This window comes from Alcaligenes sp. PF14 (genome assembly GCF_037150615.1).
Classification (GTDB): domain Bacteria; phylum Pseudomonadota; class Gammaproteobacteria; order Burkholderiales; family Burkholderiaceae_B; genus Alcaligenes; species Alcaligenes phenolicus.
The window spans coordinates 98,934-124,431 of record NZ_JBAGRS010000008.1 but is presented as its reverse complement, the minus strand read 5'-3'; the positions used below and the strand labels follow the sequence as shown (position 1 = coordinate 124,431).

The window sequence follows — 25,498 nt, the reverse complement described above, 5'->3', positions numbered from 1 at the left end:
GAGCCTAGCCTTGTCTGAAAACGCTACGATTGCACGTCCCTCGGGTCGATCTGCTGCACAATGCCGTCCTATCGAACTGGTGACCGGCTTTACCCGTCACGCCGAAGGCTCGGTACTGATCCGTCTGGGTGAAACCCATGTTCTGTGCAATGCCAGCGTGCTCGACAAAGTCCCTCCCTTTCTGAAAGGCAAGGAGCAAGGCTGGGTAACGGCGGAATACGGCATGCTGCCTCGCTCCACGCACACGCGCTCGGACCGTGAAGCGGCCCGTGGCAAACAAAATGGCCGCACCCAGGAAATCCAGCGTCTGATCGGCCGCAGCCTGCGCGCCGTCTTTGATCTGAAAGCCCTGGGCGAGCGCACCATTCACATTGACTGTGATGTTCTGCAAGCCGACGGCGGCACCCGCTGCGCCAGCATCACTGGGGCCTGGGTCGCAGCCAGCCTGGCCGTACGCAGCCTGCAAGAGCAGGGCAAGCTGCAAGCCTCGCCCATTCTGGATCAACTGGCGGCCGTCTCGGTCGGCGTGTTCGAATCCAACCCCGTCCTGGACCTGGACTACCTGGAAGACTCCGCCTGCGGCGTGGACATGAATATCGTCATGACAGGCAGCGGTAATCTGGTGGAAGTGCAGGGCACCGCCGAAGGCCAGACTTTTGCACGCCCCACCTTGAATCGCTTGCTGGATCTGGCCGAGCAGGGCATTGCCGAGCTGATGCAAGCCCAGAAACAAGCCTTGCAGGGCTGATCGCGATGAAACGGGTCTGTCCTGCTCCCTGCGCGACACTGCCAGGTAGCGGGACAAACCGCTATTGGGACGCCGTCCCATGCAGCACACACTGCCTGGCACGGCGCCTTGCCATTTTTACTGAACAGGGCGCTTTGCCGCCTGCTGCGACTTATGAACACTGAATCCAAGCGTGTCGTCCTGGCCTCCAACAATGCCGGCAAGCTCAAGGAGTTTTCCGCCATCCTGGCTCAGGCCGGTATCAGCATGGTTCCTCAAGGCCAATTGAACATTCCCGAGGCCGAGGAACCCTTTGCCACTTTTATCGAGAATGCGCTGGCCAAGGCCCGTCATGCCAGCCAATTAAGCGGCTTGCCCGCCTTGGCCGATGACTCCGGCCTCTGTGTGCGCGCCCTGGACGAAGCCCCCGGCGTATATTCCGCCCGTTTTGCCGCTCGCGAACTGGGCGGTGAAAAGTCCGATGCAGCCAATAACGCCTTGCTGGTCCAGCGTCTGCAAGGACAAAGCGACCGTCGCGCCTGTTATGTGGCTGTTCTGGTGTATGTGCGCCATGCCCAGGACCCACGGCCTATCGTGATTGAAGGCGTCTGGGAAGGGGAGATTCAGGATCAACCCGCTGGCGAGCACGGCTTTGGCTATGATCCTCACTTTTATCTGCCAGAGCTCAAGCAAACTGCGGCGCAGCTCTCTCCTGAAGTGAAGAACAAATACAGCCACCGGGCACAAGCCATGCAAGCCTTGTTGGCCCGTCTGGCCGCCGAGTAACACCATGACTGTTTTCTCTCCCGAGGTACGCATCCGGCCTGGCTCCGGCCCGGCCACCTTGCTGCCCAGCCTGCCGCCCTTGTCCGTCTACGTGCACGTGCCCTGGTGCGTGCGCAAATGTCCATATTGTGACTTCAACTCACACGAAGCACCCGCTGAACTGCCCGAAAACGAGTATCTGGAGGCCTTGCAGGCCGATCTGGAGCAAACCCTGCCGCTGGTCTGGGGCAGGCAGGTAATTTCCGTATTTATCGGTGGTGGCACGCCCAGTCTGATGTCAGCCCAGGCGCTGGACCGCCTGCTGGCCTTGCTGCGCTCCCACCTGAACTTGCTGCCCGACGCAGAAATTACGCTGGAAGCCAATCCCGGTGCCTCGGAAGCCTCGCGCTTCATGGATTTTGCACACAGTGGCGTGAACCGGATTTCTTTGGGCATTCAGAGCTTTAACGATGAGGCCCTGAAAGCGCTAGGCCGCATTCACGACAGCCAGCAAGCGCAACAGGCTATTGAAGCTGCCATGAAAGCCGTGGACCGCGTGAATCTGGATGTCATGTACGCCTTGCCGGGCCAGACCCCAGCGCAATCCGAGCAGGACATTTTACAGGCCATGTCTTATGAGACCGAGCACTTGTCGCTCTACCATTTGACCTTGGAACCCAATACCGTCTTCGCGAAATACCCGCCGGTCTTGCCCAATGACGACGACAGCGCCGCCATGCAGGACCGCCTGATCGAGCTGACCGCCAGCCGCGGCTGGAACCAGTACGAGATCTCGGCCTACAGCAAGCGCGGTGGCCATAGCCGCCACAATCTGAATTACTGGGAATTTGGCGACTATATCGGCATAGGCCCGGGAGCCCACGGCAAGCTGTCCTTTCACGACCGCATTATCCGTACTGCTACCACCCGCAGCCCGGCGCAATGGATGCAGAACGCCATCAAGCGCGACGGCAGCCACTATGCGCACAATGCCCGTGTCACACCCAAAGACTTGCCCTTTGAGTTCATGCTGAACGTGTTGCGCCTGAAAGAGGGCGTACCAGCCCAGTACTTCCAGGAACGCACGGGTGTGCCCCTTGCGCACATCCTGCCCGTGATCAAGCGCAATATCGAGAAAGGTTTGCTGGCTTCCGATCCGGTTCGTATTCGAACCACCGATTTAGGCTGGCGATTCTTAAATGATTTACAGGAAGCATTCCTTCCTGATGAAGGTTCCTGACATTTAATTGTTTATTTAAGACATTTTTTATTGTGCATCTGCACAATTGCTCTACAATTAATTTCTGGTAAGTCCTATGCCATAACTACTTTATCGGTATTGCGCTGTTTGGATCAGATTCAGCGGCAATCCCGATACACGTAATTAAGACCTGCCGTAGTGGGTTACACAATGATCCGCGCCACTCCTCCTCACTTTTTGTTAACGTCATTGACGCTGGAGTAACCATGTCCTCCCCCGAAGATGTTCTGAAGATCATCGCCGAACGCGAAATCACGTTTGTCGATTTCCGCTTTACCGATACCCTGGGCCGTGAGCACCACTTGACCACCCCCGCACACGCGGTGGACGAGGATCGCTTTGAGTCTGGTGTCGCCTTTGACGGCTCTTCCTTGCCTGGCTGGAAAGGAATCGAAGCCTCGGACATGTTGCTCATCCCGGACGCCAAAACCGCCCGTATGGACCCGTTCCGTGAAGAGCCCACCCTGATTCTGACCTGCGATGTGGTCGAGCCTTCCGATCTGAAAGGTTACGACCGCGACCCACGTTCGCTGGCCAAGCGTGCTGAAGCCTACCTGCGCTCCAGCGGTTTGGGCGATACCGCATACTTTGGTCCCGAGCCGGAATTCTTCGTGTTCGACGGTATTACCTGGAACGACGATATGTCGGGCAGCTTCGTGAAGATTCGCTCTGAAGAAGCTCCCTGGTCGCGTGGTCTGGAACTCAATGGCAATAACCTGGGTCACCGTCCTGGCGTCAAAGGCGGCTACGTTCCTGTTTCGCCTACAGACTCTTTTGCCGATCTGCGCGCTGAAATGTGTTTGCTGCTGGAACAGCAGGGCGTTCCTGTTGAAATCCACCACCACGAAGTGGCCGCTCCCGGCCAGCTGGAAATCGGTACGCGCTTCTCGACTCTGGTCGAGCGTGCGGACTGGAACCAGATCATGAAGTACACCATCCATAACGTGGCTCACGTTTATGGCAAAACGGCGACTTTCATGCCCAAGCCCGTGGTCGGCGACAACGGTTCCGGCATGCACGTGCACCAGTCCATCTGGAAAGACGGCCAGAACCTGTTTGCCGGTAACGAGTACGCCGGTCTGTCCGAGTTCGCGCTGTTCTACATTGGCGGTATCATCAAGCACGCCCGTGCCCTGAACGCCATCACCAACCCCACGACCAACTCCTACAAGCGTCTGGTTCCGCACTTTGAAGCCCCAGTGAAGCTGGCGTACTCCGCCCGTAACCGCTCGGCTTCGATCCGCATTCCTTACGTCAGCAACCCCAAGGCACGTCGTGTGGAAGCCCGCTTTCCCGATCCAATGGCCAACCCATACCTGGCCTTCTCGGCCCTGATGATGGCCGGTCTGGACGGTGTGCAGAACAAGATTCACCCCGGCGATGCAGCCGACAAGAACTTGTACGATCTGCCACCCGAAGAAGATGCAAAAATCCCAACCGTTTGCGTGTCGCTGGAACAGGCGATCGAGTCCCTGGACAAAGATCGCGAATTCCTGACCCGTGGCGGTGTGTTCAGCAATGAAATGCTGGACGCCTTCATCGAGCTGAAACAAGCCGAAATCACCCGTCTGCGTATGGTTCCGCACCCGGTCGAATTCGACATGTACTACAGCCTGTAAGATCGAAGGCACTGGTTTTGGCCAGTACGATCAAAAAGAGCGGCTTTCGGGCCGCTCTTTTTATTCTGCCCTTGGACGATTACCATACGCAGTCACCCAAACCTTATCGTCATGGAAGTAAAGATGGACCTGGTTTTTCAATGGAAACGGTTGGACGATCTGTCCACGCGGGAAATGTACTCAATCATCCAGGCTCGCGAGGCGGTGTTTGTGGTGGAGCAGGAGTGTGCCTACCAGGACGTGGACGGCCTGGACCTGGATTCCTGGCATTTGTCCGTGCTCAAGGACGGCGAGCTGGCTGCTTATGCTCGCGTTGTCGAACCGGGCCTGAAATATGACGAGCCTTCCATTGGCCGTGTACTGACCCTGACCAAGTTCCGTAGCCTGAAAATCGGCTACGCGCTAGTGGCTGAAGCGATCCGCTTTACGGAAGCCCACTATCCTGGCGCAGGCATACGCATTGGCGCACAGGCGCATTTGCAGAAGTTCTACGGCTCTTTAGGTTTTGAACCTGTGGGCGAGATCTACGACGAGGACGGCATTCCTCATATTGAGATGGTCAAAGCAGCCGTCATTGCTTGATAGAGCGTCGGTTGCTGCAACGACGACCCAAGCTCAAACCCTACAAGGCCCCCAAGTTAATGGGTGTTTAATCCAGGCAAGGTGCCGATATCTGCTTGGGCCTTCAGATACTCAATCAAGGCACGTGCCGAGTTCGACAAGTGTCGTCGATGCGTATACGCCAGTACCAGACGCAAAGGGGCAGGCGGCAAGGGCAGGGGAACGGCAATCAGACGCCCTTGGGCGATCTCTTTCTCACATCCCTGCCGCACCAGAATCGCAAAACCCAGCCCTTTGACGGCGCCAGCTCCCGCCAGCAAACCGCTATTCACACGAAAGCGGCTGGGGACGTTCAAAATTTGAAAGCGACCATCGGGCAAGACAAACTGCCAGGCCTGGCCATCCAAAGCCGTATCGGTCGTAATGCAGGGCAACTGTTCCAACTCTTCCAGGCTGCTGGGCATACCGCATTGCTCGATCAAGGCAGGTGCCGCCACGACCTGGCAATCAAAAGAATACAATTCCTGCACCACCAGGCTGCTGTCTGGCAAAGCACCCCGACACATCAATAAGGCCAGGTCAAAATCCTGCGCCAGCACACCAGGGCCTTCCAGGTTGGTTTGACAATGCAGTTCCAGATCCGGATGCTGGGCCGCAAAATCCGCCAGGACACCCGCCAATAGAAACGGCCCCACCTCGGATGGAATACAAATCCGCAAGCGTCCCGACAAACGGGTGCGTTGATCCAGCAAATCCTGTTCAGCCTGCTTTAAGGCTCCCCACCAGGGCTGAACGGTATCAAACAAGCCCTGGCCCACACTGGTCAAACGCAGCTGCCGGGAACTGCGCTCCAGCAAGCGCTGACCAATCTGCCGCTCCAGTTGCGCCACATAACGGCTGACATTGGAGGTCGGCAAATCCAGCACCTGAGCTGCAGCCGTAAAACTGCCACTTTCGGCTACCTGGATAAAAACCCGCAAGGCATTCAAATTCAGCTGAGGAGTCATGGAATTATCCCGGTTTTGATAATTTAATATTCGAATTATAGAGACTACATATCAAAACCGCGAAGAATTAGGCTAGAGGACTCTTTCTTTATGCGTATCATCATGTCTGATTCTGAAGTGTTTCGTCCCCGGCTGCGTGCCCGTGCCGTGTCTTTTATCCAGTTTGTTCATGCTCTGGAATTCATGGCCTTGACGCCTTTGTTTGTCTGGATGGCAGTGGACTTTGATGTTCCTGCCACCTACGCCGGCTATGCCGCTTCCGCCTATATGGGCGGTGCCGCTTTATCGGGCGTCCTGGCTGCACGCTGGATGCACTGCGCGGCGCTAAAGCCTTTACTGCTCCTGGCACTGATTCTCTTGGCCGTATTAACCGCTTTGGGGGCCATCAGCTCCGAATTCGGGCTATTTATCCTGCTGCGTCTGGGAGCTGGTTTGCTAGGTGGTTTTTTGATGAGCGCCGCAACGACTTTACTGCTGCATGGCATGAATGCCGAGCAGCGTACCGACGCGATTGCCATTGTGGTCAGCGCCTTTGCCTTGGTCAGTATCGCCGGAATGCCCGTCACCTTGTTCATCGCCGTAGAACTGGGCTGGCGTATCGCCTTGATGACTCTGGCCGTGCTCTGCCTGCTTGCCGTCGCAATTGCTCATCGCTATCTGCCTTCCAACCCTTTCGTTGCAGCACAACCCTCACCACTGGCCCTAGGTAAAGAGGCCTGGCGCTGGCTAAGCCTGCCGGCTATTGCGCAGGCAGGCTCACTATTACTGATCCCGGTCCTGATCCCCGTTGTGGCGCTACGCTACGACACTCAAGCACAGCAAATGCCTGTGATCTTCATGTTGGGCGGTGTCGCCGCCTTGATCGCCTCCCGCCTGTCCGCTACGGGCATCAAAAAATGGGGCGAGACCCGTATCTCTGATCTGGGCACGTTGATTTTGCTCTTCTCCTTGATCATGCTGGCCCTGGGGCGGGGAACAGCTCACATATTCATGATTCTGTTCATGACGGGCAGCTACACTCGTCTAGTCTGCGCCAGCGCCCGCAGTACCAGCTACCCCACTCAAGCTCAGCGGGGCCGCTTCATGGCTTTGCAAACCACAGGCAACCACATCGGCAGCTTTATTGCTCTGGCTATTCCCTCCCTACTGCTCCGCACCCTGGATGTATCCGTGCCAGACCTTCATGTCTTGCTGCTCCTGACAGCGTTTGTCGCCCTTGTTCTGCCCATTTTCATGCGATGTGCTGCCACCCAGCCCCTGAGACCTTACGATCAGGCAAAAACAATCGATCACTAACACTACTAAATCACTACACCTGCTTACTCACACTTCCTGACACCTGGTTTAGGGTGTCAGATAAACGCTTGCATGAGCGTCAGGGGAGGGCTTCCGACAAACAGCATCACGTCAAAGGAGTCGCATATGGCTACACACACCGCCAAACGCGCCGAGCTTTACCGCATGGTGACGGCAGAACATATCTGCCCCTTCGGACTTAAGGCACGCGCACTGCTCAAACGTAAGGGCTACGAGCTGGACGATCACTGGCTCAGGAATCGCGAAGAGATTGACGCTTTCAAGGCCAAGCATCAAGTCAGCACAACCCCCCAGACCTTTATCAATGGAAAACGGATAGGGGGCTATGACGAACTGGTCGAGTATTTCGGTGGGAAGGTCAAGGACAAGGATGCCGTCAGCTACACGCCCGTGATCGCCTTGTTTGTGATGGCTGGCTTGATGGCGCTAGCTGTTTCCTGGGCGGCATTCGGACAGATTGTCCTGCCCCAGGCGCTGGAATGGTTTATTGCCATTGCCATGTGTTTGCTGGCCGTGCAGAAGCTCAAAGATGTGGACGGCTTTGCCACCATGTTCCTGAACTACGACTTGCTGGCCCAACGATGGGTGCGCTACGCCTATCTGTACCCCTTTGGAGAAGCAGTGGCAGGCGTGTTGATGCTGGCCGGTGCCCTGATGTGGCTGTCTGTGCCCATCGCCTTATTTATTGGCAGCATCGGTGCCTGGTCAGTGTTCAAGGCGGTCTATATCGACAAGCGCGAACTGAAATGCGCCTGCGTAGGTGGTGACAGCAAGGTGCCCTTGGGCTTTGTCTCTCTGACTGAAAACCTGATGATGGTAGCGATGGCGGTCTGGATGCTGATCAAGCCATCCATCATCAGCGCTTAGAGGACACTCAGTTCACCGTCCACCCGGAAAGCGAGAGCTATCAGTCCAATATGGCGGCATGGGGCACACTAGAGCTGCCGTACTTGCAACTACTACGCAGGCTCGCCACGCAAAAAGGCCTGGGCCCGTTGCGCCATGATGGCTTCGCGGCGGATGAAGTCCGCTACAAAATCATTCACAGGACGATGGTGCAGGCTGTAAGGCGTATCCCACTGGATGATCTTGCCAGCCTGCATTACACCAATACGATCGGCAATCGCAAAGGCTTCAGCCTGATTGTGGGTGACCAGAATCGCGGTAATGCCTGCGCTTTTCAGAATGTCGCGCACCTCAAACGCCAAGCGCTCGCGGGTATCCACATCCAGATTGGAAAACGGTTCATCCAGCAACAGCAGAGAGGGTTTGGGAGCCAAGGCGCGTGCCAAAGCCACGCGCTGCTGCTGGCCACCCGACAATTCATGCGGATAGCGCTGCGCCAAACGGGCCAGATCGACCAGTTCCAGCATTTCCAGTACTCGAGCCTGACGCTGGGCTTTATCCCATTTGCGCAGACCAAAGGCCACGTTTTTTTCTACTGTCAGGTGAGGAAAGAGGGCGTAATCCTGGAACATCATGCCCACATGGCGGTCTTCCGGCGGCACTTGCTGAGACACAGCCGACAAGACACGGCCATTCAACAGAATATGTCCGGCACGCAAAGGCTCGAAACCGGCAATGGCCCGCAAGACCGTGGTCTTGCCACAGCCCGAGGCCCCCAGCAGACAGCCGATTTCCCCTTGGGGCAAATGCAGGCTGAGCTGGTCAACAACCGGCCGAAAACCTTCAGACGTTTCGTAGGACAGGGTAATCGCCTGCAAATCCAGAAAATCGTTCATGATGCGCGTGGGCCAGAGGCCATCAATTGAGTACGTGCCAATAAAATAACGGGGATCAAACCGGCCAGCACAATGGCCAAGGCGGCAACCGCGCCTTCCTCATAAGTCCCACGAGCCGCTTCCGCATACAGCCAGGTTGCCAAGGTCTCGAAATTCATCGGACGCAGCAACAAGGTCGCAGGCAGCTCCTTCATGGCATCAACAAAAATCAGCAAAGCAGCCGCGCCCATGGCGGGGCGCAGCAAGGGCAAGTGCACACGTTTCAGCGTCCCCGCCGGGGTTTCACCCAATAAACGGGAAGCCTGCTCCAGCGATGCCGGGATTCGAGCCAGCCCGGCTTCAATACCGCCAACCGAAATCGCCAGAAAGCGCAGGGTATAGGCCAAAACCAGAGCCAGCGTTGAACCCATCAACAACAAACCCGTCGCCGAAACACCAAACCAGGACATGACTTGATTGTAAAAAGAGTCAAACATGACGAGGGGCGTCAACAGCCCAATCGCCAGTACGGTTCCCGGAATGGCGTATCCCAGACTGCTGACACCTGCCAGAAAACGGGCCAGACGCGGTTTGCGTCCCGAACGTACTGCCCGAGCAGCCCAGGCGACGACCAAGCCACAAGATAGGGTCGCGATAGTGGCCAGCGCTGCGATATACAAGGTGTTCCAGGCGCTGCTCAGCAATTGCGCCGACACACCGCCCGCCAAGCTCACATGCTTGATGGTCTCATTCAACAAATACAGGGATGGGGCCACAAAGCCCACCAGCACGGGCGCTACACCCAAAGCAATGGCGATACAGGCAGCGGAGCCTTTCAACCGGGTAGGTCGAATGGGTTCGGAACGCTGATTACTGGAATAGGCTTGGCGGCGGCGACCATAACGCTCGATGCTGATCAGCGCCGCCACCAGACAGAGCATGGAAACAGCAATTTGCGCGGCACCCGCCAAATCCGAGCGCGTCACCCAGGTGGTGTAAATAGACACCGTCAGGGTCTGCACGCCCAGAAACTCGGAAGCACCAATATCGTTCAGCGTTTCCAGCAAAGCCAGGCTGACACCCACTGCAATCGCGGGGCGGGCCATGGGCAACACGACCCGAAAAAATACGCTGCGGCCCGATTCACCCATAATGCGGGCAGCCTCCAGCAAGCTGGCCGATTGTGTAGCAAACATGGCGCGCGTGCTTAGGTATACATAGGGGTAGAGCACCGAACCCAGCAGAAAAATTGCGCCACCCAAGGAGCGCAGATCTGGCAAACGGAATTCACGCGGGTTGCTATAGCCCAAGACGTAGCGAATGGCAGACTGAATCGGGCCAATCGGATGCAGCAAATCCAGATACGCAAAGGCCACGATATAGGTCGGCACTGCCAGCGGCAGCAACAAAGCCCATTGCAAGACCCGTCGTCCGGGAAACTCGTAGGCGGTAATCAGCCAGGCTGACCCCACTCCCAGACAGCTCACCACCACGCCGACCCCCAGGAGCAGCAGCAAGGTATTGCTCATGGCTTGAGGCAGAACGAACTGGAACAAATGCGACCAGTGCTCAGTCGAGCCGCCTAAGGCGTGGGTCAGCAGGGTAATCACAGGCGCTGCCACGATCAGGGCAATCACAGCGGCAGCCAGGGACCAAAAGGGCAGACGACGAAAAAAGGGCATTATGAAAGGCTAGGTATTACAGGCGCTTAAATGCGCGACGACCGCCGCTCTGATTTCTCAAAGCTGGCGGTCGTAGAAAAAGAGTAGGGCGATTTTAGTTGTCGAAGCCAACTTTATCTACCAGCTCGCTGGCTTGTTTGCGATGTTTGGCGATTTCAGTCAATGGCAAAGGATCAATCGTCATGGGGCCGAAGCTGGCCACCACGGGGTCCAGCTCAACACCGGCGCGCACGGGGTATTCGTAGTTGGCCTTGGCATACAGGCTCTGGGCTTTCTCGGAAACCAGGTACTCCAGCAGTTTGACAGCGTTGTCCTTATTAGGAGCGTGCTTGGCCACAGCGGCACCGGAAATATTCACGTGTGTGCCACCGCCCTTGGTATCAGCAAAGGTTGGACGCACCACATTGATGGCTTCGCCCCATTTGTAGGCATCGCTACCAGGCTCGGCGTTTTTCATGCGGCCCACGTAGTAGGCGTTGGCAATACCCACATCACAAATGCCGCCCAGAATGTCGCGCGCTACGTCACGGTCACCACCGGCAGCCTTGCGGCCCAGGTTGTCTTTCACGCCACGCAGCCATTGTTCCGTCGCTTCTGCACCATTATGCGCAATCATGGCAGCCACCAAGGCTGTGTTATAGGGGTGCTGGCCGGAGCGAATACACACCTTGCCTTTCCATTTAGGATCGGCGAAATCTTCGTAGTGAATGCTCTTTACATCCACGTCTTTAGCCACATAGGCCACGCGATCGCGCAAGGACAGGGAGTACCACTGTTTGTCGGCACCGCGCAAATTGGCGGGAATGGCGCCGTCCAGAGTGGCGGACTCAACGGGCTGAGTAATTCCGGCTTCCACCAGATCCAGCAGATTACCGATGTCCACCGTCATCAGAATGTCGGCAGGGGACTTGTCGCCTTCGGTTTTCACGCGCTCGATCAGGCCATCTTTCACAAACACGGTATTGACCTTCACGCCTGTGTCTTTGCTGAAGGTTTCCAGCAGGGGAGTAATCAGGCCAGGTTCGCGAGTGGTGTAGAGGTTGACTTCGCCAGAAGCAAAAGCCGCCATCGACATAGTGCCCATAGCGGACAGAAGCAAAGCTTGGGTCAGGGCACGGCTACGAAGAGTAAAGCGCATTATCAACACTCCAAAACAGGCGTAAATAGCGTAAAAATCGGCTGTAAGCCAGAAAATGTGAATGATTATCAAACGTATGCAGGAACTAGGCAAGAGCTATTTGAATGTGGGCCCGTTTCCAGGCTGGAAATCGTCGTACTATCTGTGCCAAAGCAGGAGAATGGCGACTCATGGAACTTAATGGTAAGTCCTGATTGCGATCAAATCGTATTGGTGAATCAGCATGGATTTACCTGGGGAACTCGGTACAATGGACAAATATTTGCTTACTGATCCGGGCAATGTTGCCCCTCTATACGACAACTAACATGGCAGCTTTCAATACCGAACAAGTGCTCAGCGTCCACCACTGGAACGACACCCTGTTCTCATTTACCACCACCCGCGACGCCGCCCTGCGTTTTCATAATGGGCACTTTGTAATGATCGGTCTGGAAGTCGATGGCAAGCCGCTGATGCGCGCTTACAGTATCGCCAGCGCCAACTACGAAGAAAATCTGGAATTTCTCAGCATCAAGGTACAGGACGGTCCATTGACCTCGCGCCTGCAACACCTGAAAGAAGGCGACACCATTCTGGTCAGCCGCAAACCCGTTGGTACGCTGGTAATTGACGACCTGCGCGCAGGCCGCAATCTGTTCCTGTTTGGCACCGGCACCGGTCTGGCTCCTTTCATGAGCATCATCAAGGACCCCGACACCTACGAGCGTTTTGAAAAGGTGGTACTGGTTCACGGCGTGCGTTTTGTCAGCGAACTGGCGTACTCGGATTTCATCCAGAATGAATTGCCGCAGAACGAATACTTTGGTGAAGTGGTACGCGAAAAACTGCTGTATTACCCCACTGTCACCCGCGAAGAGTTCCGCAATACCGGCCGCATTACCGACCTGATCGAGACCGGCAAGCTGTGCGAAGACCTGGGCATTCCTCAACTGGATCCCGCTCAGGATCGCGCCATGTTGTGCGGCAGCCCCGCCATGCTGACCGATATCAGCGCCATGCTCGATAAACGCGGTTTTGAAGTGTCGCCCGGTGTAGGTCAACCCGGTGACTACGTGATTGAACGCGCCTTCGTGGAAAAATAATCACGCCAAGATCTGTTAATTTTAGCTATAGGCGCTTAAACTCTGATAGTACAACACTCATCAGAGGTTTCTTATGACTAAGCAAGTTGTCTTCACCGATGCCGCTCCGGCTGCCGTAGGCCCATACTCTCAGGCCATTATTGCTTCGGGTGGCAAGACAGTATTTCTGTCTGGCCAAATCGGTCTGGAGCCTGCCACAGGCGAACTGGTATCTGAAAATTTTGAAGGTCAGGTACGTCAGGCATTTGCCAACCTGGAAGCTGTGGTCAAAGAAGCTGGCGCTAGCCTGAGCGACATCGTCAAACTGACGTTGTTTTTGACAGATCTGTCCCGATTTGCCAGCGCCAACGCCATCATGGCCGAACTGATTCCCCAGCCTTTCCCCGCACGCTCCACCATCGGTGTGGCCAGCTTGCCCAAAGGCGCTCAGTTCGAGGTCGAGGCTATCCTCAATTTCTAAAGACGTATTGCCATGACCGCAGGTCGGCCTGCGCCTCAGGCCAAACGGGCTGCGCCACGCAAGGCGCTCAGTCTGGACCAGAAGTTTGAAAAGCTCGGCCTACGAGAGCCTGCCGACTTCGTGGTCCATCTTCCTTTGCGCTACGAGGACGAGACTCAGGTCGAGCCCATCGCCCATCTCTACCCTGGCAAGATGGCGCAAATTGAAGGGCGTATTCTTAGTACGGATGTTCAGGCTCGTCCCCGTGCGCAGCTCCATGCTCGTATTGCCGACGAAAGTGGCGAGCTGGCCTTGCGCTGGCTGCACTTTTATCCCAGCCAGCTCAAGCAGCTGCAAGGGGATTTGCCCCTGCGAGTACGCGGCGAAGTGCGCCAGGGCTTTCATGGCCTGGAAATGGTGCACCCCAAAGTCACCAAAGCCGGCCAACCCCTGGCCCGCGCCTTGACCCCTGTTTACCCCACGACTGATGGCTTGAGCCAGGTACAGCTGCGCAAAGCCATTGCCGATGCGCTCAATAATGCGGACCTGCGCGACACCCTGCCTGAAGAAGTTCGTAGCGAATATGGCCTGATGCCCTTTAACGAGGCTATCCGGCTTTTGCATTACCCACCGCCCGAGCTCAGCTACGACGATTTGTTCGAACACGGCCATCCGGCCTGGAGCCGCATCAAGTTTGATGAATTGCTGGCGCAGCAATTATCCCTGGCGCAGGCTCGTGCTGCGCGTCAGGCTCAACGTGCCAAGCCTATGCGTGAAGGCAATAGTGATCTGGCTAAAGCCTTGCTGGCTTCGTTGCCCTTCAAGTTAACGGCCGCTCAGAAACGCTGCATCAAGGAAATCAGCGCGGACATGAAGCGCTCGTATCCCATGCACCGGCTGTTGCAGGGAGATGTAGGCAGCGGCAAAACCATTGTATCGGCCATTGCCGCCGTGCAAGCCATTGCCAGCGGTTTTCAGGTGGCTCTGATGGCACCCACCGAAATTCTGGCCGAGCAGCACTATCTGAAGATGCGCGCCTGGCTGGAGCCGTTGGGCGTCGAGCTGGCCTGGTTAAGCGGCAGTTTGGGCGTCAAGGCCAAACGTTTGGCTTATGAAGCCATCAGCTCCGGACAGGCCAGACTGGCCATCGGCACCCAGGCCCTGATTCAGGACAATGTGCAATTTCAGCAATTAGGATTGGTGATTCTGGATGAGCAACACCGCTTTGGTGTTGGCCAGCGTCTGGAGCTGAACCGTAAAGGGGATGCGCAAGGCAAGAAAGGTCAGGCTTATTTGCCGCATCAGCTCAATATGAGTGCCACACCTATCCCTCGTACCTTGGCCATGGCTTTTTTCGCGGATCTGGATGTCTCCGCGATTGACGAGTTGCCCCCAGGTCGCAGTCCCATCATTACAAAGCTGGCCGCCGATAATCGCCGTGATGAAATCATGGCGCGCGTCCGGGCTGAAGTTGCCCAAGGTAGACAAGCCTATTGGGTCTGCCCCTTGGTCGAGGAAAGTGAAGCCCTGCAATTGCAAACCGCCGTGGATACCCATGCTGCTCTGGAGCAAGCCTTGGCCCCCTTGCGGGTAGGGCTGATTCATGGCCGCTTGTCTTCCTCGGAGAAAGCCGAGGTCATGGAAGCGTTCCGTAGCGGCAATCTGGACGTGCTGGTGGCGACCACTGTCATTGAAGTCGGTGTAGACGTGCCCAACGCTTCTTTAATGATTATTGAACACGCCGAGCGCTTCGGCCTGGCCCAGCTGCACCAGTTGCGCGGCCGGGTAGGGCGGGGGCAGATTCAGTCCGTCTGCGTCTTGCTGTATCAGGCACCGCTGTCGGCCATTGCCCGCCTGCGCTTGCGCGCCATGTATGAAACCACCGATGGCTTTGAAATTGCCCGCCGCGACCTGGAACAACGCGGCCCGGGCGAGTTCATGGGCATGCGCCAATCCGGGCAGGCAGGCTTGCGTTTTGCCAGCCTGGAGTCCGATGAAGATTTGATCGAGCAGGCCCAAACATTGGCCAGCACCTTTCGCCGTGATTATCCAGACCACGCTCACCACCATTTACAGCGCTGGATGAAGGGCCGGGAAGAATTACTCCGTAGTTAACCCAAGGTCTTAATGCTGTTTTGCACAAGGAATTGTCATGACATTGACCGAGCTGAAATACATCGTTGCCGTAGCACGCGAGCGTCATTTTGGACGTGCTGCCGAAGCCTGCTTTGTGAGCCAACCGACGCTGTCGGTGGCCATCAAGAAGTTGGAAGACGAATTAGGCGTGGTCATCTTCGAGCGTGGCGGGCCCGAAGTGGCTATTACTCCCATCGGGCTGCGCATTGTCACCCAGGCACAGAAAGTCCTGGAAGAGGGTGCCAACCTGCGCGAGATTGCCCGCCAGGGCCACGATCCTTTGGCAGGCCCTTTGCGCGTTGGCATTATTTACACCGTGGCACCGTACCTGCTGCCCAAGCTCGTTCCCAAGCAAATCGAGCTGACCCCGCAAATGCCACTTTTATTGCAAGAAAACTTTACCGTGCGTCTGCTGGAATTGCTGCGCCAAGGTGAGATTGATTGCGCCATTGTGGCCCTGCCTTTGCCTGAAACAGGCTTGGTTATCCGCGAGCTGTACGACGAGCCTTTTGTGGTGGCCATGCCCCATGAACACGCCTGGGCCAAGCGCAAGGAAATTGATCCCGAACAGCTGAAAGATCAGACCATGCTGCTGCTGGGTGCCGGCCATTGTTTCCGCGACCAGGTGCTGGATGTTTGCCCGGAGCTATCGCGCTTTTCAGCGTCCAGTGAAGGCATACAGCGCACCTTTGAAGGCTCTTCGCTGGAAACCATCCGTCATATGGTGGCCACTGGCATCGGTCTGACTGTCCTGCCAGCCAGCTCTTTGACAGCCCCCGGCCAGGCCAACGAACTGCTGGCCTATGTCCCCTTCAAAAAACCCATTCCAGATCGTCGCATTGCCTTGGTCTGGCGCAAAAGTTTTCCACGCACGTCGGCCATTGACGCCTTGACCCGTGGGATCATGGAAAGTGGCTTGGCTGGGGTCAACTACTTAAAAGTCGAATACAACAGCAATTTCCCGTATCCTGAACTAGCGTAAATCGCACACCTACTGCGTGTTATTCTGCTTCAGTACCTATTTAGCCCTCTGTTCAACAGGAGTCCACTATGGCAAAAGCCGTGAAAGCAGTCAGTAAAACCGCCAAGGTCAGCAAGGCCGAAGAAGCCCCGAACACTGATACCAAGGTCGCAGTTGCAGCCGATGTAAAGGCTGAACCAAAACCGGCAGCCGCCAAGGCCCCCGCCAAAAAAGTGACCGCTAAAAAGGCCGTCGCCAAAAAGCCTGCCACCGCAGCCAAAGCTCCCGCCAAGGCGGCCGCTAAACCTGCTGCCAAGCCAGCTGCCAAACCAGCCGCTGCTCGCAAGCCTGCCGCAACCAAGCCGGTTGCCGCCGCCAAACCCGCTGCTCCTGCCAGCGCCGCCAGCAGCGCTCTGAAAATTGATATCGGTATTTCGACGGCAGACCGTGCTGCTGTAGTTAAAGAGTTGTCCAAGGTACTGGCCGACTCCTACACCGTGTACCTGATGACGCACAACTTCCACTGGAACGTCACCGGCCCTATGTTCAAGACTCTGCATGAGCTGTTCATGACGCAGTACACCGAACTGTGGCAAGCCCTGGATGACATCGCCGAGCGTATCCGCGCCCTGGGTCACTACGCCCCTGGTACCTATGCCGAATTCCAGAAGCTGTCCTCCATCACCCAGCCCGCTTCCGTGCCGGATGCTACCACCATGATCGAACTGCTGGTCAAAGGTAACGAAGCGCTGGCTCGTACTGCACGCACCGCTTTTGACCGTGCCGACTCGGCCGACGACCAGCCTACCGCTGACTTGTTGACCCAGCGTCTGGACGTGCACGAGAAAAATGCATGGATGCTGCGTAGCCTGCTGCAGTAATTTCCATCTTATCGCCCTCAAATAGCGATAAAAAAAGGCCACCAAACGGTGGCCTTTCCTATTCCCCCTATAGAAAACCCTGAATTCAGGCGTCAGGCAGGCATAAAGCCCTGTTATCGGTGTATGCTTTCCTGCATATTCACGGAGGTGTTTTCTATGAAAATTCGTTTCACTCCTGTTGCAGCGGCCATGAGCCTGGCAACGGGTCTGCTCTTGTCCGGTGCTGCTCACGCTGACAACATCCGTATTGCACTGGCCGGTCCTTTTACAGGCTCGGTTACCCAATACGGTGACATGGTCAAACAAGGCGTCGATACGGCCATCGAACAGATCAATGCTGCCGGTGGCGTTCTGGGCAAACAGCTCGAACTGGTCACTGTTGACGATGCCTGCGAACCCAAGCAAGGTCCCGTCGCAGCCAACCGTATCGTGAATGACAAGATCCACTATGTTGTCGGTCACGTTTGTTCGGGCGCTACCATCGCGGCCACCGATATCTACAACAACGAAGGCGTGTTGATGGTGACTCCATCGGCAACAGCACCTGCTGTTACCGACGGCAAAGGCTACGAAATGATCCTGCGCACCATTGGTCGCGACGATCAGCAAGGTCCAGCCGCTGCCAAGTTCATCCTGGAACAGATCAAGCCCACTAAAGTTGCCGTCCTGCACGACAAACAGTCCTACGGCCAAGGTATTGCCGCTTCGGTTCGTTCCGAACTGCAAAAAGCCGGTACCGAAGTTGCCCTGTTTGAAGGCATTAACGCGGGGGACAGCGATTACTCCGCCGTCATCACCAAGCTGAAATCCACCGGCGTGGACTTCGTGTACTTTGGTGGCTACCACCCTGAAATGGGCCTGCTGCTGCGTCAAGCCGCTGAGCAAGGCGTGAAAGTCCACTTCATGGGACCGGAAGGCGTGGGTAACCCCGACATTAACGCCATTGCCGGCAAAGCCGTTGAAGGCATGCTGCTGACCTTGCCTGCGGACTTCTCGCAAGATCCGGACAACCAGGCCATCGTCCAGGCTTTCAAGGACAAGAAGCGCGATCCTAGCGGTGCGTTCCAGCTGTCCGCTTACGCCGCAACTATTGCGATTGCCGAAGGCATCAAGGGCGCTGGCGAGGACGATCCAGTCAAAGTGGCCGACTACCTGCACGCCAACAGCGTGAAAACGCCTATCGGTCAAATCAGCTGGAACAAGCAGGGCGACCTGAACGACTTCAAATTTGACGTCTTCAGCTGGCACGCTGACGGTTCCAAGACCGTCTACGGCAAGTAATCCCTGATTCTTGCTCGTAAAAAAACCGGCCTTCGGGCCGGTTTTTTATTATGTATCGCCTTGGAGCACCTTGCTTCAGGCAGGCTGCTCAGGCCTCGATACGCAAACCCGTATCGCGGTCGAACCAATGCAAAGGGTGGGGTGGCATGTAGCCAATCTGGATAGCCTCGCCAATTTGAATTGGATATTCGCGAGTCTGCTCAATCGGGCAGCGCACGATGATGCGATAGTCGCCACAACCCAGATGCAGCAACTGCTCGGAACCCAGAATTTCCACCATTTCCACCTGCGTAGTCACACCGGGCACATGCAGCTGGATGTGTTCTGGTCGTATGCCCAGGAACACCTTGCGGCCACGCACCGCAGCGGGCACCATTTCCGGGCCAAACTGCACAGGCTGACCATTGTCTTGCGTGATCTGACCTTGTGCATCCACCTCTACTGGCAACAAGTTCATGGGCGGTGAACCAATGAAAGTGGCCACAAAAACGGAAGCAGGCTTTTCGAATACCTCGGCGGGTGTCCCGATTTGCTCAGGCATGCCCTGATTCATCACAATCATGCGCTCGGCCAAGGTCATGGCTTCAATTTGATCGTGAGTCACATACAGGCTGGTGGTTTTCAGGCGACGATGCAGTTTCTGAATTTCCAGACGCATCTGCACTCGCAGCTTGGCATCCAGATTGGACAGGGGCTCGTCAAACAGAAACACCTTGGGTTCACGCACAATCGCACGGCCCATCGCAACACGCTGACGCTGGCCCCCCGACAGTTGCCCTGGACGACGTTCCAGCAGGGCACCCAATTCCAAGATCGCAGCGGCGGCATTGACCCTTTGCTTGATTTCATCCTTGGAAAACTTACGGATTTTCAAGCCATACGCCATATTGTCAAAGACTGACATATGGGGGTAGAGCGCGTAGTTCTGGAACACCATGGCAATGTCACGTTCAGCCGGTTCCAGATCATTGACGACCTTGCCGTCGATCAGCACCTGACCTGCCGTGACAGATTCCAGCCCCGCCACCATACGCATCAAGGTCGATTTACCGCATCCAGAAGGGCCCACAATCACCACGAACTCGCCATCCTTCACGTCCACATCAATGCCGTGAATAACGACCGTCCCGTTCGGGTAGGTTTTCTTGATGCCTTCAAATCGTAAGCTAGCCATTCAATAAAGCCTGTAGAGAATTACTTTTCAGAGTCGATGAGACCTTTGACGAACCACTTTTGCATCAGCATCACCACCAGGGCAGGCGGGATCATGGCCAAAAGGGCCGTGGCCATCACCACGTTCCACTCGGTCACGCTGTCACCACCGGAAATCATGCGCCGGATACCGACCACGATCGGGTACATATCCTCTTTGGTGGTAATGATCAGCGGCCACAAATACTGGTTCCAGCCGTAGATAAACTGAATCACAAACAAAGCGGCAATGCTGGTCTTGGACAAGGGCAGCAGAACATCTTTAAAAAACCGCATCGGGCCGGCACCATCAATACGGGCGGCCTCGATCAATTCATCGGGCACCGTCAGAAAGAACTGACGAAACAGGAAGGTCGCGGTTGCTGAAGCGATCAAGGGCAGGATCAGGCCCCCATAGCTGTCCAGCAACTGCAGGTCCGCCACGACCTTGTACGTGGGCATAATGCGCACTTCCACCGGCAGCATCAGGGTGACGAAAATCATCCAGAAAAACAGCATGCGGAACGGGAAGCGGAAATACACCACGGCAAAGGCCGAGAGCATGGAAATAATGATCTTGCCAACCGCGATGCCCAGCGCCATCACCATGCTGACCAGCAACATGCGTCCCACTGGTGGGGAGTTGGTGGCCGTCCCCTGCAAAGCGGTGATGTAGTTCTCTACCATGTGCGAGCCCGGCCAGAGCGACATGGGCGCACGGGCCACTTCCGCGCTGGTCTGGGTGGAAGCCACAAACGTGATGTACAGGGGCAGAGCAATCACGATCACACCCAGGATCAGGGTCAGATGCGTGAAAAAATCAAGAATAGGGCGTCGTTCAACCATGACTATGTTCCTTGCTGCGCATCAGCTGTACGTCACTTTGCGATCAATATAGCGGAACTGAATCACCGTCAGCGCCACAACCACCGCCATCAGCACCACAGACTGGGCTGCCGAAGAACCAATATCCAGGCCACGGAACCCCGTGTTGTAGACCCGGTAAACCAGAATCGAGGTGGCTTCACCCGGCCCGCCCTGACTGACCACGTCAATAATGGCGAAGGTGTCAAAGAAGGCATAAATAATGTTCACGACCAGCAGGAAGAAAGTCGTCGGGGCCAGCAAAGGAAACACAATGCCCCAGAAACGGCGCATGGGACCGGCACCATCCATGGCGGCCGCTTCAATCAGGGAGCGCGGGATGGCTTGCAGGCCAGCCAGGAAAAACAGAAAGTTGTAGGAGATCTGCTTCCAGACCGAAGCAATTACCACCAGCAACATGGCGTCATTGCCATTCAAGCGTGGATTCCACTGAATGCCATGCTCCAGCAGGAACACGGCCACAATCCCTACAGAGGGGGAGAACAGGAACAACCACAACACCCCGGCCACCGCCGTTGCCACGGCATAAGGCCAGATCAGCAAGCTGCGATACAGCAGCGCGCCCCGTATCACTCTATTCGCCATCACGGCCAGCACCAAAGCTACGACCAGCCCCAACACCGACACGGCAAGCGAAAATACCGCCGTCGTCTTGAACGAGGCCATATATTCTGCACTATTGAACAGCTCGGCAAAGTTATCCAGGCCTACAAACTGCGAAGACAGGCCAAAGGGGTCTTCCAAATGAAAAGCCTGCCACAGCGCTTGACCGGCAGGCAGAAAAAAGAAGATCAGAGTAATGGCTAGCTGCGGAGCAAGTAGCAAATAGGGCAGTGTCTTATGACGAAAGACGACACGTTTTTCCATAGGTTTGCGCGCAATGGGAAGGGAGCGCCACCATCAGGGTGGACAGACTTCTAATGAAACGAAAAGCGTATGAGCGGCTTGGACAAGATGGTGACAGTTTGCCGGCCTGAGGCCAAGACAAGACGCCGTCCGCACACTCATACGCTCGATTGTAAACCACCCGCGCAAGGCGGGCAGGGCTTACTTCACGCTCTTTTCAAAGCGCTCCAGCAGTTCGTTGCCACGACTTTGCATGGCTTTCAAACCTTCTTCAGGGGTGACTTTGCCAGCAAAAATCTGTTCCATCACACCGTCTTCGATGTCACGAATCTGCGGCAAGGAACCCAGGCGAATACCACGCGAGTTCTCGGTGGTGCTGGCGTCCAGCTGTTTGACGGCAACGTCTGCGCCCACGTTCTTGGCGTAGAAATCGGAGTCCTTGGTCTTTTCAAAGCCTGCTTTGGTCACAGGCACATAGCCGGTGTCCTGGTGCCAGGCGGCGGCTTGCTCAGGGCTGGAGATGAAGTGGAAGAATTCAGTCACGCCCTTGTAGACATCATCGGACTTCTTGGCAAAGACCCACAGGGAAGCACCACCAATAATGGAGTTCTGAGGCGCGCCCTGTACATCGCTGTAATAGGGCAGGCTGCTGGTGCCAAATTCAAATTCGCCGGTTTTGATGATGTTGGCGCGGTTACCGCTGGAGCCGGTAAACATGCCGCACTTGCCGCTGGTAAACAGGGCGTTGGCCGTATCACCACGACCGCCGTAGGAGAAGGAACCATCCTTGGACATATTTGCCAGGAAAGTCATGTGCTTCAGGAACAGTGGGTTATCCAGCTGCAGCCGAGCGCTGGGGCCGCCAAAACCGTTGTTCTCGCTGGCAAAGGGGATGTTGTGCCAGGCGGCAAAGTTCTCCAGCAGAATCCAGGAGGGCCAGGAAGAGGTATAGCCACACTCTTGGCCGGACTCACGCAGTTTCTTGGCGGCTTCGTGCAGCTCCTGCCAGGTCTTGGGTGGCTTCTCGGCATCCAGGCCAGCTTTCTTGAAGGCGTCCTTGTTGTAGTACAGCACCGGGGTGGAGCTGTTAAAAGGCATGGAAATCAGCTTGCCTTCGTTGGAGGAGTAGTAACCGGCAACCGCACCCAGAAAGTCATCCGGGTTGATAGGTTTGCCCGCTTTCTCCGACATTTCCTGAACTGGCTGAATGGCGCCCTTGGCGGCCATCATGGTGGCAGTACCCACCTCGAATACTTGCAAAATATCAGGGGCATTACCGGCACGGAAAGCGGCGACACCGGCGTTCATGGACTCGCCATAGTTGCCTTTATACGAGGCTTTAACCTGGTAGTCCGACTGAGATGCGTTAAAGTCTTTGACTAATGCATTAACCCGTTCGCCCAAGGCTCCTTCCATTGAATGCCAGAACTGAATTTCTGTGGCCGCTTGCGCAGTGCCGATAGAAGCAATCAGACCGGCTAGAGACAGAGCAAATAGTTTTGTTCGCATCAGGCTTTCTCCTGTATAAAAGGTGCCGCTAAGGTGTAGCAGGTTTTAAAACTCAAGCTTATGACTTGTTTATGACGCTCTCGTGAATGTATCCATGACAGCGTTATATAAGCAATGACTAATTACCCTCAAACGCTAAGAAAACGTGTCAGAGGACAGATTTTTAATGGGAGCGATGATGAATCCACACGATACCTCTTTTAAGCTGGCGTTTATCGGCGCGGGCAATATGGCCAGTGCCTTGGCGGCTGGTTTAATTGGGAAACGCTGCGGCGGCTCGGACGTTTTGGCGATTGATATTTACCCGCCCGCCCTGGAGTCGTGGGCCCAGCAAGGTGTACAAACCGCGTATGAACCCGGCCCGGCCTTGTCCAAGCAGCGTATCTGGGTTTTTGCCGTCAAGCCCCAGGTCATGAAAGAAACCGTACTGGCCTGCAAACCCTATCTGCAAGAGGACACCCTGGTGATCAGCGTGGCCGCTGGCATTCCGGCAACCGCTCTGGCCCAATGGCTGGGCGAACCCGGCCAGCCGTACCAGCGTGTAATCCGCTGTATGCCCAATACCCCGGCCTTTATTGGTTGTGGCATTACCGGCCTGATGGCCCTGGAACAGGTAGATGAAAGCGATAAAGCCATTGCGCAGCAATTGTTGAAATCCGTGGGGGAAGTGGTCTGGGTTGAAAATGATGCGGCCATTGATGCCGTCACAGCGGTTTCAGGCAGTGGTCCAGCTTACGTGTTTTTGTTTATCGAAGCTTTGATCAAAGCCGGTATCGAGCAAGGTTTGTCGCCAGAACAGGCCCGCCAGCTGTCCCTGGCAACGCTGCACGGCGCCACCCAGTTGGCCACCTTGTCGCCAGAAGAACCTTCGGTCTTGCGCGAGCGCGTCACCTCCAAAGGGGGGACTACGGCAGCCGCCCTGAATGTCTTTAACGAAGGCGGCTTTACACCCCTGGTCCAAAAAGCAGTCAATGCTGCCAAAGTGCGTGCCGGAGAGCTGGCCCAAGAGTTTTCCTGACCCCCGGATTACTCCCTATAGCATCGTCAAAAATTGATATAGCGCAATAAAAAAGCAGTAAAACAAAAAGCAGGGGAGTTCTCAAGGGAGCTCCTCTTTTCTTTTATAAACAAGGCTTTTAGTATGCGAGCGGGTTTTGGAAATACCCTGTTAACAATGCCTCGTTATTTTCAAAATAAATAAGCAGGGCGCTAGGGCTTATACGAAGTGACAAGTTTTAGGCAGCTACCCCAAAATGGGTTCCCCTGGAGCATAACAATGCCTATCCAGACCCCAGAATAAGCACTTTCTAAAAAGCAATGCCGGGAACCCCCGGCCTCGGGAGACAGCTGCTATGACCCTTACTCGACGCTTTACCCCCGCTCTGACCGCCTTGGCCACCGTACTGGCCATGGGCACCGCCTATGCGGCGGACACCATCAAAATTGGTATCCCTCAACCCATGACTGGTCCCTCCACCCAATATGGTGACCAAATCCAGGCCGGTGCATTGACCGCAATTGACGCGATTAACGCAGCAGGGGGTGTCAAAGGCAAAAAGCTGGAAGCCGTCCTGATTGACGATGCGTGCGAACCCAAACAGGCGGTGCCTGCAGCCAACCGCGTGGTCAACTCCGGCGCGAAATTCGCCGTGGCCCACGCGTGCTCGGGAACCACGGTGCCTGCCGTGAACATTTACGAGCAGGAAGGCATTGTGGCGATTACTCCCGGTGCGACCTCGCCTCTGGTCACCGACACTATCAAGCCCCATTACTTTTTCCGCACCATTGGTCGTGACGACCAGCAAGGCCCCTTTGCGGCCGACTACATTGCTGACGTCCTCAAGCCCAAGAGCATTGCCGTCCTGCACGACAAGCAGACTTACGGCTCCGGTGTTGCCACGCAAGTGCGTGACGCGCTCAAGAAAAAGAACATGAACATTGTCATGTACGAGGGCATTAACGTCGGTGACAGCGATTACTCGGCCGTAATCACCAAGCTCAAGGGCGTGAACCCCGATCTGATTTATTTCGGTGGTTACCATGCCGAGCTGGGCCTGCTGCTGCGTCAGGCGCGTGAACAAGGCATGACCAACACCTTCATGGGTCCGGAAGGCGTTGCCAACCGCGACCTGGTCGCCATTGCCGGTCCGGCAGTGGAAGGTTTGCTGGTGACCTTGCCAACCGACTTCACCAAGATGCCGGCCAACAAGGACGTGATGGAGAACTTCAGCAAATACAAGCGCAATCCTAACGGGGCCTTTACCTTCCCGGCCTACGCGGCGGTACAAATTATTGCTGACACGATCAATGCGGTAGGCGAAGATTCGGCCAAGGGAGCCGACTACATGCACGCTAATGCGTTCAATACCGCCATTGGCAAGGTAGAATACGACGCCAAGGGTGATTTGAAGCATTTCGAATTTGCCGTTTTCAAGTGGGATAAAGAAGGTAACTTTGATCTAGTTGAGAAATAAGACTGGATTATG

23 protein-coding genes are annotated in these 25,498 nt (G+C 55.8%); 15 read left to right on the top strand and 8 right to left on the bottom strand.

Features of this window, described 5'->3' with window-relative positions; translation table 11 throughout:
* Positions 1-10: 10 nt before the first annotated feature.
* From rph to WFM49_RS16820, 5 genes are all read left to right on the top strand, one after another.
* Positions 11-748: a ribonuclease PH gene (rph, locus tag WFM49_RS16840; protein ID WP_026482596.1), complete on the top strand. Its 738-nt coding sequence runs from the start codon at positions 11-13 to the stop codon at positions 746-748.
* 153 nt (positions 749-901) lie between these two features.
* Positions 902-1,513 (top strand): RdgB/HAM1 family non-canonical purine NTP pyrophosphatase, encoded by a 612-nt coding sequence (gene rdgB, locus WFM49_RS16835; RefSeq protein WP_009453909.1) that lies wholly within the window; start codon positions 902-904, stop codon positions 1,511-1,513.
* A gap of 4 nt (positions 1,514-1,517) precedes the next feature.
* On the top strand, positions 1,518-2,732 hold the full coding sequence (gene hemW / locus WFM49_RS16830) for a radical SAM family heme chaperone HemW (protein WP_336974426.1): 1,215 nt from the start codon (positions 1,518-1,520) through the stop codon (positions 2,730-2,732).
* Positions 2,733-2,959: 227 nt separating this feature from the next.
* Positions 2,960-4,372 carry a type I glutamate--ammonia ligase gene (gene glnA / locus WFM49_RS16825; RefSeq protein ID WP_021446603.1) on the top strand — a complete coding sequence of 471 codons (1,413 nt, stop codon included), beginning with the start codon at positions 2,960-2,962 and terminating at the stop codon, positions 4,370-4,372.
* Between the two features lie 123 nt (positions 4,373-4,495).
* Positions 4,496-4,954 (top strand): GNAT family N-acetyltransferase, encoded by a 459-nt coding sequence (locus WFM49_RS16820; protein WP_021446602.1) that lies wholly within the window; start codon positions 4,496-4,498, stop codon positions 4,952-4,954.
* Positions 4,955-5,010: 56 nt separating this feature from the next.
* Here WFM49_RS16820 and WFM49_RS16815 read toward each other — a convergent pair whose 3' ends face one another.
* On the bottom strand, positions 5,011-5,940 hold the full coding sequence (locus WFM49_RS16815; RefSeq protein ID WP_021446601.1) for a LysR family transcriptional regulator: 930 nt from the start codon (positions 5,938-5,940) through the stop codon (positions 5,011-5,013).
* Between the two features lie 102 nt (positions 5,941-6,042).
* Between WFM49_RS16815 and WFM49_RS16810 the strand changes: the two genes are divergently transcribed.
* Positions 6,043-7,236 carry an MFS transporter gene (locus tag WFM49_RS16810; protein ID WP_336974421.1) on the top strand — a complete coding sequence of 398 codons (1,194 nt, stop codon included), beginning with the start codon at positions 6,043-6,045 and terminating at the stop codon, positions 7,234-7,236.
* Between the two features lie 126 nt (positions 7,237-7,362).
* Positions 7,363-8,124 (top strand): MauE/DoxX family redox-associated membrane protein, encoded by a 762-nt coding sequence (locus tag WFM49_RS16805; protein WP_336974418.1) that lies wholly within the window; start codon positions 7,363-7,365, stop codon positions 8,122-8,124.
* A 92-nt stretch (positions 8,125-8,216) separates the two neighbouring features.
* On the opposite strand, the gene WFM49_RS16800 is transcribed toward WFM49_RS16805, so the two are convergent.
* The 3 genes from WFM49_RS16800 to WFM49_RS16790 all read right to left on the bottom strand — a co-directional run bounded on the left by WFM49_RS16800 (position 8,217) and on the right by WFM49_RS16790 (position 11,798).
* Entirely contained in the window at positions 8,217-8,999 is a 783-nt protein-coding gene (locus tag WFM49_RS16800; protein WP_035271544.1) for an ABC transporter ATP-binding protein, read from the bottom strand.
* Positions 8,996-10,660, bottom strand: a complete 1,665-nt coding sequence (locus WFM49_RS16795; protein WP_250755678.1) for an ABC transporter permease — start codon at positions 10,658-10,660, stop codon at positions 8,996-8,998. The genes WFM49_RS16800 and WFM49_RS16795 overlap by 4 nt, the downstream gene beginning before the upstream one ends.
* Before the next feature lie 94 nt (positions 10,661-10,754).
* Entirely contained in the window at positions 10,755-11,798 is a 1,044-nt protein-coding gene (locus WFM49_RS16790; RefSeq protein WP_009453937.1) for a Fe(3+) ABC transporter substrate-binding protein, read from the bottom strand.
* 308 nt (positions 11,799-12,106) lie between these two features.
* Between WFM49_RS16790 and WFM49_RS16785 the strand changes: the two genes are divergently transcribed.
* The 6 genes from WFM49_RS16785 to WFM49_RS16760 all read left to right on the top strand — a co-directional run bounded on the left by WFM49_RS16785 (position 12,107) and on the right by WFM49_RS16760 (position 18,581).
* Positions 12,107-12,883: a ferredoxin--NADP reductase gene (locus WFM49_RS16785; RefSeq protein ID WP_009453939.1), complete on the top strand. Its 777-nt coding sequence runs from the start codon at positions 12,107-12,109 to the stop codon at positions 12,881-12,883.
* Between the two features lie 73 nt (positions 12,884-12,956).
* Positions 12,957-13,343, top strand: coding sequence for a Rid family detoxifying hydrolase (locus tag WFM49_RS16780; RefSeq protein ID WP_009453941.1), 387 nt, complete (start codon positions 12,957-12,959; stop codon positions 13,341-13,343).
* Positions 13,344-13,355: 12 nt separating this feature from the next.
* Complete coding sequence (recG, locus tag WFM49_RS16775; RefSeq protein WP_336974415.1) at positions 13,356-15,437, top strand: ATP-dependent DNA helicase RecG; 2,082 nt, start codon at positions 13,356-13,358, stop codon at positions 15,435-15,437.
* 37 nt (positions 15,438-15,474) lie between these two features.
* Complete coding sequence (locus tag WFM49_RS16770; protein ID WP_009453943.1) at positions 15,475-16,440, top strand: LysR substrate-binding domain-containing protein; 966 nt, start codon at positions 15,475-15,477, stop codon at positions 16,438-16,440.
* Positions 16,441-16,832: 392 nt separating this feature from the next.
* Complete coding sequence (locus WFM49_RS16765) at positions 16,833-17,300, top strand: Dps family protein (protein ID WP_026482584.1); 468 nt, start codon at positions 16,833-16,835, stop codon at positions 17,298-17,300.
* 156 nt (positions 17,301-17,456) lie between these two features.
* Positions 17,457-18,581 carry a branched-chain amino acid ABC transporter substrate-binding protein gene (locus tag WFM49_RS16760; protein WP_026482583.1) on the top strand — a complete coding sequence of 375 codons (1,125 nt, stop codon included), beginning with the start codon at positions 17,457-17,459 and terminating at the stop codon, positions 18,579-18,581.
* A gap of 88 nt (positions 18,582-18,669) precedes the next feature.
* On the opposite strand, the gene WFM49_RS16755 is transcribed toward WFM49_RS16760, so the two are convergent.
* From WFM49_RS16755 to ugpB, 4 genes are all read right to left on the bottom strand, one after another.
* A complete protein-coding gene (locus WFM49_RS16755) occupies positions 18,670-19,755 on the bottom strand; it encodes a sn-glycerol-3-phosphate import ATP-binding protein UgpC (RefSeq protein ID WP_336974411.1) in 1,086 nt (361 codons plus the stop codon).
* A 20-nt stretch (positions 19,756-19,775) separates the two neighbouring features.
* Positions 19,776-20,618, bottom strand: a complete 843-nt coding sequence (gene ugpE / locus WFM49_RS16750; protein WP_021446597.1) for a sn-glycerol-3-phosphate ABC transporter permease UgpE — start codon at positions 20,616-20,618, stop codon at positions 19,776-19,778.
* A 21-nt stretch (positions 20,619-20,639) separates the two neighbouring features.
* On the bottom strand, positions 20,640-21,524 hold the full coding sequence (gene ugpA / locus WFM49_RS16745) for a sn-glycerol-3-phosphate ABC transporter permease UgpA (protein WP_009453951.1): 885 nt from the start codon (positions 21,522-21,524) through the stop codon (positions 20,640-20,642).
* 180 nt (positions 21,525-21,704) lie between these two features.
* Complete coding sequence (gene ugpB, locus WFM49_RS16740; RefSeq protein ID WP_009453953.1) at positions 21,705-23,012, bottom strand: sn-glycerol-3-phosphate ABC transporter substrate-binding protein UgpB; 1,308 nt, start codon at positions 23,010-23,012, stop codon at positions 21,705-21,707.
* 178 nt (positions 23,013-23,190) lie between these two features.
* Between ugpB and proC the strand changes: the two genes are divergently transcribed.
* Both proC and WFM49_RS16730 read left to right on the top strand, forming a co-directional pair.
* Positions 23,191-24,030 carry a pyrroline-5-carboxylate reductase gene (proC, locus tag WFM49_RS16735; protein WP_254499256.1) on the top strand — a complete coding sequence of 280 codons (840 nt, stop codon included), beginning with the start codon at positions 23,191-23,193 and terminating at the stop codon, positions 24,028-24,030.
* Positions 24,031-24,364: 334 nt separating this feature from the next.
* Positions 24,365-25,486, top strand: coding sequence for a high-affinity branched-chain amino acid ABC transporter substrate-binding protein (locus WFM49_RS16730; RefSeq protein WP_035271556.1), 1,122 nt, complete (start codon positions 24,365-24,367; stop codon positions 25,484-25,486).
* Positions 25,487-25,498: the final 12 nt, after the last annotated feature.

Excerpts from the sequence above, each read along its gene's own strand:
- WFM49_RS16755 (WP_336974411.1), bottom strand. The coding sequence starts at position 19,755 with ATGGCTAGCTTACGATTTGAAGGCATCAAGAAAACCTACCCGAACGGG.
- WFM49_RS16770 (WP_009453943.1), top strand. The coding sequence starts at position 15,475 with ATGACATTGACCGAGCTGAAATACATCGTTGCCGTAGCACGCGAGCGT.
- hemW (WP_336974426.1), top strand. The coding sequence starts at position 1,518 with ATGACTGTTTTCTCTCCCGAGGTACGCATCCGGCCTGGCTCCGGCCCG.
- rdgB (WP_009453909.1), top strand. The coding sequence starts at position 902 with ATGAACACTGAATCCAAGCGTGTCGTCCTGGCCTCCAACAATGCCGGC.
- WFM49_RS16730 (WP_035271556.1), top strand. The coding sequence starts at position 24,365 with ATGACCCTTACTCGACGCTTTACCCCCGCTCTGACCGCCTTGGCCACC.
- ugpA (WP_009453951.1), bottom strand. The coding sequence starts at position 21,524 with ATGGAAAAACGTGTCGTCTTTCGTCATAAGACACTGCCCTATTTGCTA.
- WFM49_RS16810 (WP_336974421.1), top strand. The coding sequence starts at position 6,043 with ATGTCTGATTCTGAAGTGTTTCGTCCCCGGCTGCGTGCCCGTGCCGTG.
- WFM49_RS16760 (WP_026482583.1), top strand. The coding sequence starts at position 17,457 with ATGAAAATTCGTTTCACTCCTGTTGCAGCGGCCATGAGCCTGGCAACG.
- WFM49_RS16815 (WP_021446601.1), bottom strand. The coding sequence starts at position 5,940 with ATGACTCCTCAGCTGAATTTGAATGCCTTGCGGGTTTTTATCCAGGTA.
- WFM49_RS16795 (WP_250755678.1), bottom strand. The coding sequence starts at position 10,660 with ATGCCCTTTTTTCGTCGTCTGCCCTTTTGGTCCCTGGCTGCCGCTGTG.
- glnA (WP_021446603.1), top strand. The coding sequence starts at position 2,960 with ATGTCCTCCCCCGAAGATGTTCTGAAGATCATCGCCGAACGCGAAATC.
- WFM49_RS16785 (WP_009453939.1), top strand. The coding sequence starts at position 12,107 with ATGGCAGCTTTCAATACCGAACAAGTGCTCAGCGTCCACCACTGGAAC.
- ugpE (WP_021446597.1), bottom strand. The coding sequence starts at position 20,618 with ATGGTTGAACGACGCCCTATTCTTGATTTTTTCACGCATCTGACCCTG.
- WFM49_RS16780 (WP_009453941.1), top strand. The coding sequence starts at position 12,957 with ATGACTAAGCAAGTTGTCTTCACCGATGCCGCTCCGGCTGCCGTAGGC.
- recG (WP_336974415.1), top strand. The coding sequence starts at position 13,356 with ATGACCGCAGGTCGGCCTGCGCCTCAGGCCAAACGGGCTGCGCCACGC.
- WFM49_RS16800 (WP_035271544.1), bottom strand. The coding sequence starts at position 8,999 with ATGAACGATTTTCTGGATTTGCAGGCGATTACCCTGTCCTACGAAACG.
- proC (WP_254499256.1), top strand. The coding sequence starts at position 23,191 with ATGAATCCACACGATACCTCTTTTAAGCTGGCGTTTATCGGCGCGGGC.
- WFM49_RS16820 (WP_021446602.1), top strand. The coding sequence starts at position 4,496 with ATGGACCTGGTTTTTCAATGGAAACGGTTGGACGATCTGTCCACGCGG.
- ugpB (WP_009453953.1), bottom strand. The coding sequence starts at position 23,012 with ATGCGAACAAAACTATTTGCTCTGTCTCTAGCCGGTCTGATTGCTTCT.
- WFM49_RS16790 (WP_009453937.1), bottom strand. The coding sequence starts at position 11,798 with ATGCGCTTTACTCTTCGTAGCCGTGCCCTGACCCAAGCTTTGCTTCTG.
- WFM49_RS16805 (WP_336974418.1), top strand. The coding sequence starts at position 7,363 with ATGGCTACACACACCGCCAAACGCGCCGAGCTTTACCGCATGGTGACG.